Here is a 20,197-nt window from a genome sequence, read left to right as displayed (position 1 = left end):
CTGATAAAAATGAAAGGGATGCCAAAGAATTTCATTAACTATTTTTCTGTAGTCGTAGTTTTAAGCTTATCTATCGCTTTATCAGCCCAGGAATTGTCCGTTGTGCGATTGACTAATGAGCAACTTGAACTTGGATGGAAAAAGGGCGTTGGTGGATATACATTAGAAACGTTGAAAGTGAAGGGAACGAATGGTTGGGAGATAATGGAAATAGCTAAGTATCAGCATAATGTTTTATATGCTTCCTCAAAACCGGAAACGGCACCACAGGCACTATATGATAATACGGGAAAAGAGATTCTTTTCCCGGCTCCGCAATATCGTTATATTATACCTTCATGGCAACAGAACACAAATGCTGTTGCCATGAATAAAGCAGGAGAGAATATAGTTTTTTATCCTTCGGCAGTGAAACGTGTTTCTGATACAGAAATCTGTTTCCGATACGAAAATGAGACGATGCGGATTACGGAAAAATGGTGTATGGATTCTCTTCATCAGAATGATATAAAAGTTGATTTTATATTGCATTCCAAGAAGACAGGTTATTATTCTTTGGCAACCCCTTCGCTGGTTTCAATAGATAAATATAATTTCCAATGGGCTACCGTTCCCGGAATATTTCAGGGGAATGCTATAAATACAGACTTTGTACAAGCGTATGGCTATGGTCAGGGAATCCCCGACATACCGGTAGTGGCAAGAGAACGTACTGCTTCTACATTATCCTCACTGATAACGGATAGAAAGGGTGTGACTATTGCTGTAACAGCGGAACCTGGTACTGGCAGAGATCCCTGGCCGAAGGATAAAAAGATGCATGCGGAATGGCAACTCGGATTGTCGGTTATGAACCGGGAAGGGGAATTCTCGCCTACACTTTATCATCCTGTGTTGGGAGAGAAGAATTCATTGATGAATGTAGGGGACAGTCTTTCTTTCTCTTTCCGTTATACTATTCAGAAAGCAGATTGGTATGCTGTATTGAAACATACGATTAATGATATTTATCGTTTCACTGATTTTCTAAGGTTGAAACAGACAAAATATTCATTGACACAAAGACTTTATGATATGCACGCATATCTTACTAATGACAGCACTTCCAAATGGCATAACCTTGTATATAAGGGAGTAACAATTGGAGCACAAGACTATCTGGGTGGTGTGTATGATTCAGAAAAAGATGCCATGAAAAACTCCGATTATGGAGCTATGTGGATGTTGGCAAAGTTGACGGATGATCCTCGCTTGACACAGAAAAGACTGCCGAATGCGTTGAACTTTAAATTGATGCAACAACATGCGGAGGAAGATTTCCTTTGTGGTTCCTCTGCCGGACAGTATTATTTGTATAAAAGTAAACGGTTTACCGAAGAGTGGGGACCTTATACGGAACCCATTGCAACCACTTATTATATGTTGATGGATATGGGTAATATTCTGCTTTTTGAACCGCAGCAGAAGGAATTAAAACAGCATGTCAAACTGGCTGCCGACCGTTTGTTGGAATGGATGAAGCCCAACGGACAATGGGAAGTAGCTTATGAGAATAAGACATTAAAGCCTACTTTTACTGATATTACAGATTTACGACCAACGTTTTATGGATTATTGATTGCTTACGAGATATTGAAAGATAAGAAATATCTGCAGGCAGCTATACAAGGAGCGGATTGGTATGTGGAGAACGCTGTAAAGAAAGGACATTTCCTAGGCGTTTGCGGTGATACTCGTTTTGTTCCGGATTTCGCCACAGCCCAAAGTACACAAGCCTTATTGGAACTGTATAATGTGACGAAAAACGAAAAGTATAAGGAAGCTGCTATATCAACTGCTAAGATTTATACGGCATCGGTTTATACGCATCCTATACCGACGTCAGTAGTAAAACAAGTGAAAGGGATAGAACGAAAAGATTGGGAGATCAGTCAGGTGGGATTGAGTTTTGAGCATGGTGGAGTAGCTGGTTCTGCCAATCATCGCGGACCAATATTATTGGCTAGCCATGCCGGAATGTTCGTACGGATGTATAGGCTGACAAAAGATTCATTATTTTTGAATATGGCACGTGCGGCTGCCATAGGAAGAGATGCATTTGTGGATTTTAAAACGGGAGTCGCTTCCTATTATTGGGACTCGATGAATAATGGAGCCGGACCTTATCCACATCATGCTTGGTGGCAGGTGGGATGGATTACCGACTATTTATTGTCTGAAATATCTCTCCGTTCAAATGGCGGGATAACTTATCCGGGTGGATTCATTACTCCTAAAGTGGGCCCCCATCTAACTTATGGTTTTACGTCTGGTATGGTATTTGGTACGAAAGCCGATTTGATAATGCGTCCGGGATTATTTAAACTGGATAATCCTTATATAGAATATATGGCTGCTTTGAACGAGAAGGAGAAAACAGTTTTCCTTATCTTGCTGAATAATGATGATGAAAAGCAGACTTCTCTGATTGAAATGGATACGAAATGTTTGTTCTCTGGAAAGAAAATCCGGGTGAAGAACGTTGCTAGCTTGAATAATCAAGGTCATTCTACACTTGTAGATGGAGTGGAGAATTGGAATGTAACGATTGATGCATATGGCTTGACGGTTTTAAAGATTAAATATAAATAGGATATGAGCATAAATCACTGGATAGTAAAGAATCTTGTTTGCACCCTTTTTTTGGTGGTTGGAGGATTGAATATATATGCGCAAAAAGATAAATATTTGATTGAAGCTGAGGCTTTTCAGTTCAAAGGAAAATGGTCAACAGATAGATCGGCAGATTGCATGGGGAGTGCAATGCTCCGTTTGAACGGTGGCGGAAGTCTTGATGAACAGTTTGATGCGCTTACGGTCGTCAATATAATGGAAGAAGGAGACTATAATGTATGGGTGAGGTCAGCGGATTATGATAAACTGCCGGGGACACGCTTATTCCGTTTAAGTGTGGATGAGAAACCAATGAAAGAATCTGGAAAACATGGAAAAGTCGGATTCTATTGGGAAAATGCAGGCTGTGTGCAGTTGGCAAAAAAACAGGTATTATTGCGATTGCATGATACGAAGAGGAATTTCGGCCGATGTGACGCAATCCTATTGGTAAAAGATCACTCTATCAACCCCAATGAGATGGATAGAAAAGAAGTGGGCAAATGGAGAAAAAATCCCGTTAAAATAGAGACGAAAGGTTCGGGTTTTGATAATGTGTCTACTCCGCTTTTATTATCGCCCGATGCAGAGGTGGTGGCTAATATAGAGAATCCGAATATTCGGGTGAGTTTTGTAAAAGCTGGAGCAAACAACCAGGCGATTGCCTGCCGGACAGAAATTAAGGTGAAAGGAACCTGGCGCCGTTTCTTGTCTACTATGGAAGACCATAAGGTATTTCTTATTACTGCGGAGCAAAGTCCGGTAGATAATGATAAATTCTTTCCTTCCTGGAAGAATGCGGTGTCAAAAAGTTCATTTACTGTTGGTGGAAAAGAATATACGGTACAGTCTGACGAGGATTATTTGAATCCTTATGTTGCGGGAGTGCTCAGTGAAGCTATTCCGGTGAAAGCTGTGAACAAGGACAATAACAGTATTGAAGTACAATATATTACGAAGAATGGATCTTCTATCACTGGTTACTGGACGCTGCCTGCCAAAGGCAATCATGTTGAGGTGAGATTATCTTGTCGTCCGGCTACTGATGGAATGTATAGTATGGGGCTTTCAGCTTTTCAGCCTGTGCCCCAACCGAATATGAGTAATATACTTCTTTCGCCGATGTTTCAGTATAAACGAGTTTCTTCACATCCGGTGATGATGCTTTCTTCAATGATGCAACAGCCGTTAGCTATTGCAGAATCTGCTACTCCTTTGGGTGGAGTAATGTCATCGTTTATATGTGGGGATGATAGTACTTTCCCGCAAGAATGGGGAAGTGTAGATTTTTCTCCGATGGGATTTTCCGTCAAGAATGAGCAGAATGTGGTTCAGCCGGTAGCTTTTGCTCCTGTTATGGGGATGAAGGATTCTCATGTGAAGGCAGGACAGGTGATTGAACGTAAGTTTGTGGTAGGCATACTTCCGGCAGGTTGGAATGAGGTGATAGAATATATTTCGGATCAAGTATATAAGGTAAAAGATTACAGGAAGCAAAAAGAGGTATCACTGACTGAGGCAATGTTTAATATTCTGGATTTGATGCGTAATGAAGAGTATGGCGGATGGGATGCCCATCTTAAAGGATTCTATGATATTGAAGGGGATCCGGAAACGGCTCCGACGGTAGTACATGCTGCTCCTTTGGCAATTATCGCAGCGTCTGTCCTCTCGGAAGACGAGGAGTTTTATCTGTCACGCTCTTTGCCAACAATAGAATATACATTGTCTCGGAGTGGATACAGATGGGCTACAGACCTGGTTCCAAGCGGATACAACAAGACGCTTGAGACGTTTCGGCTCAATCCTTTTAATTCCCAGTTCAATACTTCTTATTATGAAGGTTTACATCGTCTGTTAGGAGGGTTGAATCCGTGGCTGGTTTCTATTGCTTTGCCGGGGGATACATTGAGAAAAACAAAGGGATATTCTACACAAGTTCTCTCTTGGGTGCAGGCTATCTCCGCTTATAATTTGACAGGAGACGAGAAATGGAAACGGTTTGCTACTTCTACAGCCGACCGGTATATAGATTTGCAGATATATAAGAACTCATCCCAACCGGTGGGATTGATGTCTTTTTATAATACGAATGTGTATGCTCCGTGGTGGGACTTGATTGACTTGTATGAGTTGACAAAAGAAGAGAAATATTTGAAAGCGGCTCAATATGGAGCTTCTAATACCATCGCGGGAATCAGATCTTTCCCTACCGTTACAGAGGATTTACAAACGATTCATCCGGGAAACCGTTTTGATGGGAATACAAACCTGTGGTGGAAAGGAAAAGAGAAATATCGTCTGGGATTCCCCCGCGTGGCGAACGATGCGCAAGAGAAGCAAGTGCCGGAATGGCTTGTTTCACCGGTCGGACTAGGTTTTGAACAGCCTTCCACTTATTTCCTGCGGACAAAGGGAAAGCAAGTGCGTCCGGTCTTTATGAGTAACTGGGCTCCTCATCTGCTTCGTCTCTATCAATATACTCGTAAGCCTATTTACGAGACTTATGCCCGGAATGGAGTGATTGGGCGGTTTACAAATTATCCGGGATATTATGCTACAGGATATACAGATATTACTCTGTCACCAGACTTTCCTTATAAGGGTCCGGATGTAAGCTCTATCTATTATCACCATATTCCGCCCCATTTGGCATTTACGTGGGATTACCTGGTGTCTGAAGCTATAGAACGTTCTAATGGGAATATTAACTTTCCATTCTGCAAGCAGGAAGGCTTTGTATGGTTTACGAACCGTATCTACGGGAATGAGAAGGGGAAAATATTTGGAGACAGCAAGGCAAAGCTTTGGATAAAGAAAGGGTTGATTCAGATAGATAATCCGACAGTAAACTATCTGACTGCGGTTTCCGATAAGTATTTTTGGGTGATTTTATCCGGTGAATCTAAACAAGAAGAATCACTTACTATTCGCTTGGACAAGGTTGCCGAATTGGTTGGTCAAGGTGATATTGTACAATATACGGAGAAAGGGAAGACAGCAAAAGTAAACCGGGTTGGAAATGCGATTAAGGTATCTGTTCCGGGGAAAGGTTTCAGGGCTTTGGCGTTTCCTTTAGCTGAAACTCGCAAGGAGAATCGTTACCCTGTATTGAAAAATGGAATAAAAGTGGTTGATATGGGAGAACCTTTCGGTAAGGTGTTCTTATTCCGTATCCGTTCTCCATTCGGATGGGATTCAGTATATGGGTTTGCTGAAACTGCGCCGGCTAAGGAAAAAGAAATGTCGGTATCGGTGGTGTGTAATGGACAATCTTGTACTGTTTCTTCTTATCCCTTTGAATGGAGTTTCTATAAATTGGGAATGGACGAAAAAGCCATTGTCAAAGTAACGGTGAGTTCGAAAGGACAGGTAGATAAAACGGAGGAAATCATACTTAATTCAAAATGAAAATGATACAGATACGACAATTAGGGACTATTATTGCAGGAATGGTATTAATGACGGTATTTCCCTGCGTTTATGGACAAAGTCGCGCTGATTTGGATAAGATTGCTGCTTCGCAGGCAGGGGCCTCTCCTTTGGTGTATACAACGGCAGATAAGGAAATTCCATTGATACAACTCGGAAATTATTATGATGAGAAAGAATGTACGGTAAGAAAGGGGCTTCCTAACTTTTACTCAAAAATAAAGAAAGAGCAGGAAATTACGGTTGCTTTTATTGGTGGTAGCATAACGCAAGGAGATTATTGCTATCGTTTGCAAACTACCCGATACATGGAAAATACTTTTTCTAATACCTGTTTTAAATGGATTAATGCCGGAGTGTCTGGTACGGGTACGGATTTGGGTGCTTTCCGGATTCGGGAACAAGTATTACAGTACAAACCGGATCTTATTTTTATTGAATTTGCCGTAAATGGTGGTTATCCTGACGGAATGGAGGGAATGATCCGAAAGATTATAAAAGAGAATCCTCATACGGATATTTGTTTGATTTATACGATTTATACGAATCAGGCTACTGTCTATCAGAAAGGGGATGTTCCACAAGTGATTAAAAGATTGGAAGATATTGCAACGTATTACCAACTCTCTTCTATTCATTTAGGCATGGAGGCGGCAGCACTTGAAAAGGCTGGTAAGCTACTTTGGAAAGGGACCAAAGAAGTTGCCGTTGGGAAAATTTTATTCTCTAATGACGGGGTACACCCTATCACTGATGGAGGGAACTTATATGCTTCCGCGATTGCACGAGGACTGGAGAAAATACGAAAAGAAAATAGTGCTTCGCAGGTACATATGCTTCCTGAACCGCTTTTCGGTTCGGAGTGGGAAGAAGCCGAAATGTATATCCCTTCACAGATTGCTTCTTTTGATAATTCATGGAAAGAGATTAATACATCAGTGACCCCTTCTTTAAAGAAGTTTTCTGGCTGGTTCGATACAGTGATGACTAGTAGTAAGGAAGGGTCATCATTTTCTTTTGGCTTTGAAGGAGATATGATAGGCTTATTTGATATTGGCGGTCCAGAAGTAGGGCAAGTGGAAGTTCTGATTGATGGAAAATTTGTTCGATTGAAAGAGATTAGTACTAAAGGTTTTCATCTATATGAGGCGAATGATCGTATCGGGAATTATACTTTGAATCGTTTTAATTCTTGGTGTAACAATCGTTATCGGGGGCAGTATGATGTGATAAAGTTGAAAAAAGGTATTCATCAAGTAACTATTCGAGTCTCTTCTGAGAAAGCTGACAAGAAAAAAATACTCGGTAATAAACAATGGGAGGATATAACAGCTCATCCTGAAAAGTATGATCAGTCTACAATTTATTTGGGAAGGATACTCTTACGTGGAAAACCGATTCCATGCGAACGCATAAAGGGAGTGCCTAAACTGCCACAACAACTGAAGTGGGAACAGAAAATGAAGCGTTATGAAAAGGCGGATTCCATCAATCCTCCGGCAAAAGATTTGATTCTTTTTGTGGGTAGTTCGACGATGGAGAATTGGAAAACTTTGGCAGATGATTTTCCCGGGAAGCCGGTTCTTAACCGGGGAGTTTCCGGCACGAAAACAATAGATTTGATTAATTACAAAGACCGCTTGATAAGCCCTTATCATCCTAAACAGATTTTTGTTTACGAAGGAGATAATGATATTGGTTACCAATGGACTCCGGATGAAATATTGGAGCAGATTAAGAGATTGTTCTTTATTCTCCGGAAAGAAAAACCGGAAGCGGAAATTATCTTTATTTCTATCAAACCGTCTGTGCGGAGATTGAAGGACAAAGAGAGGATCGAGCAGACAAATGCGTTGATAAAAGAGTTTGTAGAGCAACAAATGAATACTGCTTACGCAGATGTATATAATCCGATGTTTACACCAAAAGGGGAATTATTTCCGGAACATTATCGGGAGGATGGGTTACATCTGACGGCTGAAGGTTATGCAGTGTGGAAAGAGGTTATCTCCAAGTATATTAAATAACAAATAGTAGAATAGAATGATGAAGCATTTAATGATCGCTGGGATTTTGAGTTGTTTTTCTATGGGCGGCTTTGCTCAGATATATAAAGATAAAACAGCTCCTGTGGAGGACAGGACGAATGATTTGCTCCACCGCATGACATTGGAAGAAAAATTAGATTATATAGGAGGATATAAAGGCTTTTATATAAGGGGAATCGAACGTTTGGGCGTGCCCGAGATAAAGTTGACGGATGGTCCTGTCGGTACGCATAAAGATGGAAAATCGACAGCTTATCCGGCAGGGGTACTGACTGCTTCGACCTGGAACAGAGAGCTGGTGTATGAATTGGGAAAGCAATTGGGGAGAGATTCTAAAGCACGTGGTGTACATATATTATTGGGACCGGGTGTGAATATCGTTCGTTCTCCTTTGTGCGGAAGAAATTTTGAGTATTTCACGGAAGATCCATATTTGAACTCTCAGGTAGCTATAGGTTACGTAAAAGGATTGCAGGATCAGAAAGTGGTGGCTACTCTGAAACATTATGCTGCGAACAATCAGGAGTGGGACAGGAACAATGTAAGCAGTGATATTGATGAGCGTGTGTTGCATGAAATATATCTGCCTGTCTATAGAGCCGCCATTCAGGAAGCTGGTGCGGGTGCCGTTATGGATAGCTATAATCCGGTGAATGGAGTACATGCCACGCAGAATGATTATTTGAATAATCAGGTGTTGAGAAAACAATGGGGATTTGATGGAATTGTTATGAGTGACTGGTCGGCTACTTATGACGCTGTGGAGGCTGCTAATGGTGGTTTGGATTTGGAAATGCCGCGTGCCAAATGGATGAATAAGGAGAATCTGATGCCTGCGATAAAAGCTGGAAAAGTGAAGGAAGCGACTATTGACGAGAAAGTGAAGAGAATTCTGAGGATAATGTTTCGGTTCGGTTTTTTTGATAATGAACAGTTGGATAGCTCTATTCCATACAATAATCCGGAAGCGGCAAAAGTGGCATTGGAGTTGGCTAGAGAAGGTATTGTATTATTGAAGAATGAGAATGATCTACTTCCATTGAATCCTTCAAAAGTGAAGTCAGTTGCTGTGATTGGTCCTAATGCAAACTCTTATATATCGGGAGGTGGAAGTTCTTATACATTTCCGTTTCATTCTGTTTCAGTATTGGATGGGTTAAAGAATGTCGGACAGGATCTTCAGATTTCGTATGCACCCGGAGTACCTACCTTGACAGAAACAGTTGTTAATGCAATTTTTTACACAGAAGCGGGGAGTCGGATTAAAGGACTTAAAGCTGAATACTTTGATAATATTCGTTTAAAGGGAGCGCCGGCAAGAACTGTGATAGATACGATTGTTAATATAGGTAACGGCTGGCATATTGCTGCCGAAAACAAAGGTATTCCGTATGACCACTGTTCCATGCGATGGAGTGGAGTCGTACGTCCGGAGAAGACTGCTAATTACCGGTTCATAGTCAGAGGATTCGATGGGTTCCGCTTGAAGATTGGTACGGAAATGCTGATTAATGAGTGGAGAGACCAAGGAATAACGACTCGTGAGACTGTATTGGCGTTGGAGGCCGGGAAGGAATATCCTGTTGTCCTTGAATATTTTGCTAATGTGCATCCTGTTGATATTTCTTTTGGATGGAGAGAGGATAGATTGCTTTTTGATGAGGCTGTAGAGATTGCCAGGAAATCTGATGTGGCTATTGTGAACATTGGATTTAATGAAAGTAGTGAACGTGAAAGTAATGATCGTCCTTTCGAGTTGCCCGAATATCAGGATAGTTTAGTACAGTGTATTACGGCTGCCAATCCCAATACGGTTGTGTTGCTGAATGCGGGTGGAAATGTGGATATGTCAAAATGGATAGATAAAGTTCCTTCTTTGTTACATTTGTGGTATGCCGGTCAGGAGGGTGGAACGGCTGTTGCTGAAATTCTGTTTGGGAAGGTAAACCCCAGTGGGAAACTACCTATCTCTTTTGAAAAGAAATGGGAAGATAATCCGGCCTATCCATATTATTACGATGTGGATGGTGATAAGCGGGTAGAATATAAAGAGGGACTTTTTATGGGGTATAGGCATTATGATGTCAGTGAAACGAAACCTCAATTTGCATTCGGCTATGGAATGTCTTATACCACGTTTAAATACTCTGACTTACGTATAGATAGGGAAAAAGGCAGAGACTTGGTGGTTAAGATTCGGTTTACTGTAAAAAATACAGGGAAGCATGACGGAGCAGAAACAGCACAGGTATATATTCGACCTATAAACCCGAAGGTTGAAAGACCTTATAAGGAGCTTAAAGGGTTTGCCAAGCATTTTATTAGGAAAAATACCGTACAAGAAATAGAAATAACGTTGGATAAGGATGCTTTTTCTTATTATAAGACGGAATTGAAAGATTTTGATTATGATGTGGGAAGTTACGAAGTGCTTGTAGGAAGTGCGTCTGACGACATCCGGTTGCGTAAGGTGATACAGATAGAAAAGTAGGTTTAGAGCTAAAATAGAAGTAAAATTAATTAGATACGAGAAGATGGTACTTGATAAGTTTAATAGTGTGAGAATGTTTAACACGGATGTCCTTCAGGCTGATTTTGTAATAGTAGGCGGAGGTATTTCAGGGGTTTGTGCTGCTATAACCGCGGCTCGCCAAGGTCTGAAAGTGGTACTTATACAAGATCGTCCGGTATTGGGGGGGAATGGTTCCAGCGAAATAAGGTTGTGGATGCTTGGAGCAACTTCTCATATGGGAAATAATAATCGCTGGGCGCGTGAAGGCGGTGTGATAGATGAAATTATGGTGGAAAATACGTTCCGTAATTCGGAGGGGAATCCGATCATTTTTGATTCTGTCATGCTTGACAAGGTGGTAAGCGAACCAAATATAACTTTATTGCTGAATACTTGCGTGTATGAGGTAAAAAAGAGTGCCGGTCATAAAATAGAAAGTGTCAGAGGGTTTTGTAGCCAGAACAGTACTATGTACGAAATAACTGCTCCTTTATTTTGTGATGCTTCCGGTGATGGCGTTGTCGGTTTTCTTTCCGGGGCTCCTTACCGTATGGGGGCTGAAAGCAGAGAGGAGTTTGGCGAAAAGTTTGCACCGGCAGAGGATTATGGTGAACTTTTGGGACACAGTTTATATTTCTACACAAAGGATACTGGCAAGCCGGTTAAATATGTAGCTCCTTCTTATGCAATGGATGTTACGAAGACTGTTCCCCGATTTCGTAGTTTCAATGCGAAAGAACATGGTTGTAAATTATGGTGGGTTGAATATGGTGGCGACTTGGATACGGTACATGATACCGAACAAATTAAATGGGAACTGTGGAAGGTTATTTATGGAGCGTGGGATTATATCAAGAACTCGGGTAAATATCCGGAAGCGGAGACAATGACGCTGGAATGGGTAGGCTGTATTCCCGGAAAACGGGAGAGCAGAAGGTTTGAAGGCGACTATATGCTGATCCAGCAGGATGTCATAGAACAAAGACATCATGAAGATGCGGTCTCTTATGGCGGATGGAGTATTGATTTACATCCGGCAGCCGGCGTGTTCGGTGAGGAATCTGCTTGTAATCAGTGGCATGCGAAAGGGGTATATCAGATTCCTTACCGTTGTCTTTATAGCAGGGGAATTGAGAATCTTTTCCTTGCAGGAAGAATTATTAGTGTATCGCATGTTGCTTTCGGTTCAACCCGTGTAATGGCTACTTCTGCACACAGTGCTCAGGCTGTTGCGATGGCTGCGGCGATGTGTCTGAAAGAAAACATCTCTCCGAGAGAAGTATATTCTTTAGGGAAAGTATCTGAATTGCAGAAGAAATTATCAAGAATGGGGCAGTATATCCCTGATATGATAATCAGGGACGAAGAGAATTTGGTAACGAAAGCTACTTTGACTGCATCCAGTGAGTACCATTTTAAGGGGTTTCCGGCGGATGGGGAGATGCAGGTGCTGGATGAGTCTGTAGCTCAAATGATTCCTTTACAAAAAGGGGATGTATTGGGAAAAGTGCAAGTTGATCTTTGTGCTTCTGAAGAAACAGCTTTGGAAGTGGAACTTCGTATTAGCAGTAAAGCATTCAATCATACTCCGGATGTGGTTCTGGAAACTAAAATACTAGCTTTGCATCAAGGTAAACAACAGTTAGAGTTAGTTTTTGGAACTGTGATGCCGGAGGAGCAATATGTTTTTCTTGTTTTCAAGAAAAATCCTTTGGTGCAGTTGCAATATACTCAAGAAAGGATTACTGGAATTTTGTCTGTATTTAATACGGTGAATGAAGCTGTTTCCAATTTTGGAAAACAAACTCCCCCAGAAGATATTGGAATAGAGGAATTTGAATTCTGGTGTCCGAAGCGGAGACCAGAGGGATATAATATCGCTATTCGAACAGAAAAAGACTGTTATGCTTTTCCTGTTTCGAATATTAATAATGGTATTGACCGTCCAGTTCAATCACCCAATGCTTGGGTGGCAGAATTGAAAGATCCGAATCCGACTTTGACAATTAAATGGGATGCTGCTATTTCTGTCGGGAAGCTCTCTCTCTTTTTTGATACAGATTATGATCAGCCTATGGAAACAGTTCAAATGACACATCCGGAATATAAAATGCCGTTCTGTGTAGAGAAATATAGAATATATGATGGCACAAATCAATTGATTTATGAGAAGAATGATAATCATCAATCGATAAATGAGATTATATTTCCAGAGAAGTTGGTTACGGATGAGATCAGAATCGTTCTGGAACATCCTTCCGGCCTGATTCCAGCAGCTTTATTTGCAGTAAAGTGTTATGAATAACTCAATATATTTTGAATAAAATATTGTTCTTGTGAGAGTGTGGAGAAGGTACAAGATTTTGTCTGTCTAATAGTTTGCTTTATCATGGTATTTAAGTATATTTGCTAAAATTTTATTTAATCTTGGTCGTAATGCAAAACGAAAATCTTGATATAACGGAACAGAAGAAACCTGCTTCACGAATGAAGTATCTTCAGTTAGTGGATTATATTAATTCACTAATTGAAGATGGAACACTTCAGATAGGCGATCAAATACCTTCACTTAACCAACTGCAAACGCAATTGCGCATGAGTAAGGAGACTTTGCTGAAAGGGTTGAATTACTTGTTGGAGATGGGGGTAATTGAAGCAATTTATAGAAAAGGGTATTTTGTAAAGAAGGTCTCTATAAACCATTCTTATCATGTATTTCTGTTATTGGATAAGATGAATGTGATGCGTGAACAGATCTATCGTTCTATCTTCAAATCTTTGAAAGATGTGGGAGATATTGACATTTACTTTCATCATCATAACTATAAAGTTTTTGAGAAACTCATTAAAGAAAACTTGGGCAATTATACGCATTATATTATAGCTACTTTTTTGAAGGAAGATGTGACAGATGTTTTAAACCTGATTCCGGCTGAAAAAAGAATAATCATAGATTATAACCAACAAGGATTGAGTGGTAACTATAGTTGTATTTATCAAGATTATGGCTATGATATCTATTGTAGTCTTTTACAGTTGCAGGATCGGTTGAAAAAATATGAAAAACTGATTCTGATAGCGCGTCCGGAAGCAATTCATGCACAACAAGTAATTGATGGTTTTCTGCACTATTGTGTAAAAAGTGAACTGCCATATTCTATAGAATCGAATGTAGAAGAGAAAAATTTCCGTAAAGGGAATGCTTATATTACTTTTAGTAGATATGATACGGATGATGTATCCTTGATTAAACTGGCAAAGAAGAAAGGATATGAGTTAGGTAAGGAAATAGGTTTGATTTCTTATAATGACACAGCTGTAAAAGAAATATTGGAAGGAGGTATTACTGTCATTTCTACAGATTTTGAGATGATGGGGAAGGCTGCGGCTTCTGTTATCTTGAATAAAAATATAATATATAAGCGTAACCCGACGAAAGTGATTATACGTAACTCTCTTTAAAAGAAAGTTCTATTAATGATATTGAAAAAAGAAAGCCACCCATTCAGGTGGCTTCTTTTTTTGCTCTTCCTCTTGGACTTGAACCAAGGACCCTCTGATTAACAGTCAGATGCTCTAACCGACTGAGCTAAGGAAGAATGTTTGCAATCAAGATTTTCAACTTTGCTCTTCCTCTTGGACTTGAACCAAGGACCCTCTGATTAACAGTCAGATGCTCTAACCGACTGAGCTAAGGAAGAATGTTTTTCTCAATTGCGATGCAAAAGTACTAGGTTTTTTTGAAATATGCAATATCTTTGCAAAAAAAATATTAGGAATGGACAAAATAATAGGATTGGGCAACGCCCTGGTAGACGTACTCGCAACCCTGAAGGATGATACTCTTTTGGATGAAATGGGTTTACCCAAAGGAAGCATGCAGCTCATCGATGACGCTAAGTTACAGCAGATTAACGCAAAATTTTCACAGATGAAAACCCACTTGGCAACAGGCGGATCGGCAGGAAATGCCATCCTCGGACTGGCTTGTTTGGGTGCCGGAACAGGGTTTATCGGAAAAGTGGGAAATGATAATTATGGAGAATTTTTTCGTGAAAATCTGCAGAAAAATAAGATTGAAGACAAATTATTGACTTCAGATCGACTGCCTTCCGGTGTGGCATCCACTTTTATTTCACCGGATGGAGAGCGCACTTTCGGAACCTATCTGGGAGCAGCGGCTTCTTTGAGAGCAGAGGAACTGACCTTGGATATGTTTAAAGGTTACGCGTACCTATTTATAGAAGGCTATCTTGTTCAGGACCACGAAATGATTCTTCATGCCATTGAACTGGCTAAAGAAGCCGGTTTGCAGATTTGTCTCGATATGGCTAGTTATAACATTGTGGCTAATGATCTGGAATTCTTCACTTTGCTAATCAACAAATATGTCGACATTGTCTTTGCAAACGAAGAGGAAGCGAAAGCCTTTACCGGCAAGGAGCCGGAGGAAGCTTTGAGAGTGATTGCCAAGAAATGCAGTATTGCTATCGTAAAAGTCGGGGCAAACGGTTCTTATATCCGCAAAGGGACAGAAGAAATAAAGGTTTCGGCCATTTCGGTTCAAAAAGTGGTGGATACTACCGGTGCCGGTGACTATTTTGCTTCCGGATTCTTATACGGATTGACTTGCGGATATTCGTTGGATAAATGTGCAAAAATAGGTTCTATTCTCTCGGGAAATGTTATTCAGGTAATCGGAACAACGATACCACAGGAACGCTGGGATGAAATTAAGTTAAATATTAACAGGATTCTGGCGGAATAACAAAGGATTGAGCTACTTTTACGACTCATTTAGATTGAAAGAGGTATGAAAAAATTGCTGAACAGGCAGATAGCTATTGTTGCAGTAGCGGTGATAGCCACAGTTGCTTTCTTTAGTTTCAAGAGTGGAGACGACCGTAATTTCCAGATTGCAAAGAATCTGGATATATTTAATGCGATTGTGAAAGAACTGGATATGTTCTATGTAGATACCATTGATCCGAATAAAACGATTCGGGAAGGAATCGATAATATGCTTTATACGCTGGATCCTTATACGGAATATTTCCCGGAAGAAGATCAGAGTGAACTGGAGCAGATGATTAAAGGATCATTTGGTGGAATGGGTTCTTACATTGCTTATAATACGAAACTAAAGCGTTCGATGATTTCTGAACCTTTCGAGGGAACGCCTGCTGCAAAAGCCGGTCTGAAAGCGGGAGATATCCTGATGGAGATTGACGGACAGGATCTTGCCGGTAAGAATAACGCGGAAGTCAGCCAGATGTTACGTGGACAGGCAGGTACCAGCTTTAAGCTAAAGATTGAGCGCCCGAATGAGAAAGGTGGACGTACACCGATGGAATTCACGATTGTACGTGAGTCTATTCAGAATCCGGCGATTCCTTATACTGCCGTATTGGATAATAAGGTGGGTTACATCAGCCTTAGCACTTTCTCTGGCAACCCTTCCAAAGAGTTTAAGAAAGCATTTCTGGATTTGAAGAAACAGGGCGCTACTTCGTTGGTGATAGACCTTCGTAGTAATGGCGGCGGATTGCTGGATGAAGCAGTAGAAATTGCGAATTATTTCTTACCGCGTGGAAAGGTGATTGTGACGACAAAAGGAAAAATCAAACAGGCTAGTAACATTTATAAGACATTGCGCGAACCGTTGGATTTGGATATTCCGATTGTGGTACTGGTAAATAGTGGAACCGCTTCTGCTTCCGAAATTTTATCAGGTTCTCTGCAGGATCTCGATCGTGCCGTTATCGTTGGTAATCGTACCTTCGGAAAAGGATTGGTACAGGTTCCCCGCTCTTTGCCTTATGGCGGAACGATGAAAGTGACTACCTCCAAATATTATATTCCAAGTGGCCGTTGTGTACAGGCTATTGATTACAAGCATCGTAATGAAGATGGAAGTGTAGGAACCATTCCTGATAGTTTGACTAAGGTATTCCATACGGCTGCCGGACGTGAAGTACGCGACGGAGGTGGTGTAATGCCGGATATTGTTATCAAACAGGAGAAATTACCGAATATCCTCTTCTATCTGGTACGCGATAATCTGATTTTCGATTATGCAACACAGTATTGTTTGAAACATCCTACCATCGTTGCTCCGGAGAAGTTTGAGGTGACAGATGCCGATTATAATGATTTTAAAGCGTTGGTGAAGAAAGCCGACTTCAAATATGACCAGCAAAGCGAGAAAATTCTGAAAACGTTGAAAGAAGCTGCTGAGTTTGAAGGGTATATGGATGATGCTTCAGAGGAGTTCAAAGCACTTGAAAAGAAGTTGAACCATGATCTTGACCGCGACTTGGATTATTTCTCATCTGATATAAAGAAGATGATTGCTACTGAAATTATCAAGCGTTACTATTACCAACGTGGTAATATCATCCAGCAGTTGAAGGATGATGACGGTTTGAAGGAAGCAATGAAAATTCTGAATGATCCGGTGAAATATAAAGAAATGCTTAGTGCTCCGGCTGCCAAGAAATAATGGACTATTTTTCAAGAAGCCCCAAGCTGAAATGGTAGCTTGAAAAGGTGCAACCTATAACTAACAAAAATAAAAGGCCATATCAAACTCTATTTCGAGTAATGATATGGCCTTTCTCTTATTAATTAAGGATAGTAAGTTGATTGGAAAGCCTTCTTGGCTAACATTGGATTCTGGCGTTTCCTTTCAAACACTCCTCGTATAATGCTCGGAAATTCTTGTTTGTGTCTAGTATTGACATTTATTGGCGAATCAGGGGTAGGGTGAAATAGAATCTGCTTCCCTGTCCTTCCTGGGAGCGCAACCAGATACGTCCACCCATCTTCTCTACCAACATTCTGCAAAGAGTTAATCCCAATCCTGTTCCCTGAACAAAATCGTCAACCTTTCCAAAGCGTCGGAAAATAGTGGCAATTCTTGCTGCCGGAATGCCGATACCGCTATCTTTAACGTAGAACTCTACAAAATCCTCCTTTTCCCGATAGCCGAAATGGATTTCCCCTTTGGGGGTGAACTTTGCAGCGTTACTAAGCAAGTTGCTTATAATTTGTATGATGCGATTCCAGTCTCCCGAAGCATACATGTCCGTATCTACGTCGTCCAAAATGAGCCTGACACCGTTTTGCGTCTTATGGCAGAATTGTTGTTCCAGTTGCAGGCAGATATCTATTAATTTGATCGGGCGGATATTGAATTTTAGAGAATCAGCTTCAAGAGATGCCAGATCCAGAATATCATTGAATAGATTCAGCAGCATTTCCGAATTTCGTTCGATGATTTCCGAATATTGGTTCTTCTCTTCCGCAGATGCTGCGGAAGTGATTAGTTTGGAGAACCCTACAATGGCATTGAGCGGGGTGCGTATTTCATGACTCATATTTGCCAGAAAAGCAGATTTCAGCCGGTCCGACTCTTCCGCTTTGATTCTGGCGGCCTTTAGTTCTTTTTGTTGTTGGGCATTCGTTCGTTCCGCCTCCCATTGTTGGGATATGTCACGGCACATGCACAACAGATACTCCTTATCCAAAGGAAAGATACGGTTTTCGTAGTGATGTAAAACACCGTCCAACATAAGATCATGTCTGGCTGTTGAACTTTCTCCTGTGAGAATCACCTTATCCATATTTTTGCGGACACTTTCATAAGCCTCTTTGGGTAGAATGTCTTTTACGTTAGTAGTGGTGATATTGTTGGCGCTGATACCTTCTACGTGATTAGTTGCCGGAGAAGAAGCAAGCTCTATGATGTTGGCGTCATGGTCGAAGACGGTGAGCATGTCAGGAAGAGCATCCAGTATCCGGGTGCTATATTTATCACGAAAACGTTCTTTGGAGGGAGAAGAAGAATCAGAAGAAGAATGGGAGGAAAGAAAATCTATTTTCTCCTCTAATTGTTCGATTATTTCTAAAAGTTCCTCCTTTGTTTTGTTTTCGTAATTTCTCATAGAAGATTCATTATTATTCATTAGAATGTTGTAGAAATTGTTTTATCTGTTGCAAATATAAGACAATATTCCGAGATGCTGACAGCCTCCCTAGTTATTATAATATAAAAAAAACGGATAGCTTTTGCCCTACTAATCAGAATGTTCTATCTTTGCATCCATTATATATAAATGATTTACAATATGTCTACAGAATTATTCTCTACTCTGCCCTATAAGGTAGCAGATATTACACTTGCTGATTTCGGACGCAAGGAAATCGATTTGGCAGAAAAAGAAATGCCCGGCCTGATGGCTCTTCGCGAAAAGTATGGAGAATCCAAACCGTTAAAAGGTGCCCGCATTATGGGGTCGTTGCACATGACCATTCAAACGGCTGTGCTGATTGAAACATTAGTGGCTTTAGGAGCTGAAGTACGTTGGTGCTCTTGTAATATATATTCAACGCAGGATCATGCTGCTGCTGCGATAGCTGCTGCCGGTGTACCGGTATTTGCATGGAAGGGCGAGACTCTTGCCGATTATTGGTGGTGCACGTTGCAGGCATTGAGCTTTGACGGCGGCAAGGGACCGAATGTGATTGTAGATGATGGCGGTGACGCGACAATGATGATCCACGTGGGTTATGATGCAGAAAATAATGCTGCCGTATTGGATAAGGAAGTACACGCAGAGGATGAAATAGAACTGAATGCCATCTTGAAGAAAGTGTTGGCAGAAGACAGTACTCGCTGGCATCGTGTAGCGGAAGAAGTGCGTGGCGTATCTGAAGAGACAACGACAGGCGTACACCGTTTGTATCAGATGCAGGAAGAAGGCAAATTGCTGTTCCCGGCATTCAATGTGAACGACTCGGTAACGAAATCTAAGTTTGATAATCTGTACGGTTGCCGCGAATCGTTGGCCGACGGAATCAAGCGTGCAACAGATGTGATGATTGCCGGAAAAGTAGTAGTGGTATGCGGTTATGGTGATGTGGGTAAAGGCTGTTCTCACTCTATGCGTTCTTACGGAGCGCGGGTGCTCGTAACGGAAGTAGATCCGATCTGTGCATTGCAGGCTGCAATGGAAGGTTTCGAAGTAGTGACAATGGAAGAAGCTTGCATGGAAGGTAACATCTTCGTGACTACGACAGGTAATATCGATATTATCCGTATCGACCACATGGAGAAAATGAAAGACCAGGCTATCGTTTGCAACATCGGTCATTTCGATAATGAAATTCAGGTAGATGCTTTGAAACATTATCCGGGCATCAAATGTGTGAATATCAAACCGCAGGTAGATCGTTATTATTTCCCGGATGGACATAGCATCATCTTGTTGGCTGACGGTCGTCTGGTAAATCTGGGATGTGCAACAGGACACCCGTCATTCGTGATGAGTAATTCATTTACCAATCAGACATTGGCACAGATAGAACTGTTCAACAAGAAATATGATATCAATGTATATCGCCTGCCGAAGCATCTGGACGAGGAAGTGGCTCGCCTGCATCTTGAAAAGATCGGTGTGAAACTGACTAAACTGACTCCCGAACAGGCCGCTTATATTGGTGTGTCAGTGGATGGTCCTTATAAAGCAGATCATTATAGATACTAATTAAA

At 41.1% G+C, this 20,197-nt stretch carries 10 protein-coding genes and 2 tRNA genes; 9 read left to right on the top strand and 3 right to left on the bottom strand.

Annotation, left to right across the window (positions count from 1 at the left end; genetic code table 11):
- Positions 1-18 precede the first annotated feature (18 nt).
- The 6 genes from H8796_RS03500 to H8796_RS03475 all read left to right on the top strand — a co-directional run bounded on the left by H8796_RS03500 (position 19) and on the right by H8796_RS03475 (position 14,106).
- The gene (locus H8796_RS03500; RefSeq protein ID WP_117936957.1) at positions 19-2,631 is read left to right on the top strand and encodes a glycerophosphoryl diester phosphodiesterase; all 2,613 of its coding nucleotides are present in this window, start codon (positions 19-21) and stop codon (positions 2,629-2,631) included.
- A gap of 3 nt (positions 2,632-2,634) precedes the next feature.
- Positions 2,635-6,063 (top strand): hypothetical protein, encoded by a 3,429-nt coding sequence (locus H8796_RS03495; protein WP_117936955.1) that lies wholly within the window; start codon positions 2,635-2,637, stop codon positions 6,061-6,063.
- A 2-nt stretch (positions 6,064-6,065) separates the two neighbouring features.
- On the top strand, positions 6,066-8,111 hold the full coding sequence (locus H8796_RS03490; RefSeq protein ID WP_199488029.1) for an SGNH/GDSL hydrolase family protein: 2,046 nt from the start codon (positions 6,066-6,068) through the stop codon (positions 8,109-8,111).
- A gap of 16 nt (positions 8,112-8,127) precedes the next feature.
- Positions 8,128-10,623, top strand: coding sequence for a glycoside hydrolase family 3 protein (locus H8796_RS03485; protein ID WP_099145726.1), 2,496 nt, complete (start codon positions 8,128-8,130; stop codon positions 10,621-10,623).
- Positions 10,624-10,696: 73 nt separating this feature from the next.
- Entirely contained in the window at positions 10,697-12,949 is a 2,253-nt protein-coding gene (locus H8796_RS03480; protein WP_032854097.1) for an FAD-dependent oxidoreductase, read from the top strand.
- A 131-nt stretch (positions 12,950-13,080) separates the two neighbouring features.
- Positions 13,081-14,106 (top strand): GntR family transcriptional regulator, encoded by a 1,026-nt coding sequence (locus tag H8796_RS03475; protein ID WP_009000958.1) that lies wholly within the window; start codon positions 13,081-13,083, stop codon positions 14,104-14,106.
- Positions 14,107-14,169: 63 nt separating this feature from the next.
- On the opposite strand, the gene H8796_RS03470 is transcribed toward H8796_RS03475, so the two are convergent.
- Together H8796_RS03470 and H8796_RS03465 are read right to left on the bottom strand one after the other, a co-directional pair.
- Positions 14,170-14,243 (bottom strand) — tRNA-Asn (locus H8796_RS03470).
- Positions 14,244-14,271: 28 nt separating this feature from the next.
- Positions 14,272-14,345: transfer RNA gene (locus H8796_RS03465), tRNA-Asn, on the bottom strand.
- A gap of 77 nt (positions 14,346-14,422) precedes the next feature.
- Between H8796_RS03465 and H8796_RS03460 the strand changes: the two genes are divergently transcribed.
- Together H8796_RS03460 and H8796_RS03455 are read left to right on the top strand one after the other, a co-directional pair.
- Positions 14,423-15,412, top strand: coding sequence for an adenosine kinase (locus tag H8796_RS03460; RefSeq protein ID WP_117936951.1), 990 nt, complete (start codon positions 14,423-14,425; stop codon positions 15,410-15,412).
- A 45-nt stretch (positions 15,413-15,457) separates the two neighbouring features.
- On the top strand, positions 15,458-17,146 hold the full coding sequence (locus H8796_RS03455; protein WP_117936948.1) for a S41 family peptidase: 1,689 nt from the start codon (positions 15,458-15,460) through the stop codon (positions 17,144-17,146).
- A gap of 241 nt (positions 17,147-17,387) precedes the next feature.
- Here the strand turns inward: H8796_RS03455 and H8796_RS03450 are convergent, their stop codons facing one another.
- Positions 17,388-18,590, bottom strand: a complete 1,203-nt coding sequence (locus H8796_RS03450) for a PAS domain-containing sensor histidine kinase (RefSeq protein ID WP_117937007.1) — start codon at positions 18,588-18,590, stop codon at positions 17,388-17,390.
- Positions 18,591-18,773: 183 nt separating this feature from the next.
- Between H8796_RS03450 and ahcY the strand changes: the two genes are divergently transcribed.
- Entirely contained in the window at positions 18,774-20,192 is a 1,419-nt protein-coding gene (gene ahcY / locus H8796_RS03445) for an adenosylhomocysteinase (protein ID WP_187343931.1), read from the top strand.
- Positions 20,193-20,197: the final 5 nt, after the last annotated feature.

This window comes from Bacteroides sp. M10 (assembly GCF_014334015.1).
GTDB lineage: Bacteria > Bacteroidota > Bacteroidia > Bacteroidales > Bacteroidaceae > Bacteroides > Bacteroides intestinigallinarum.
The sequence above is the reverse complement of the archived record's forward strand: the minus strand, read 5'-3'. Positions and strand labels throughout refer to the sequence as shown.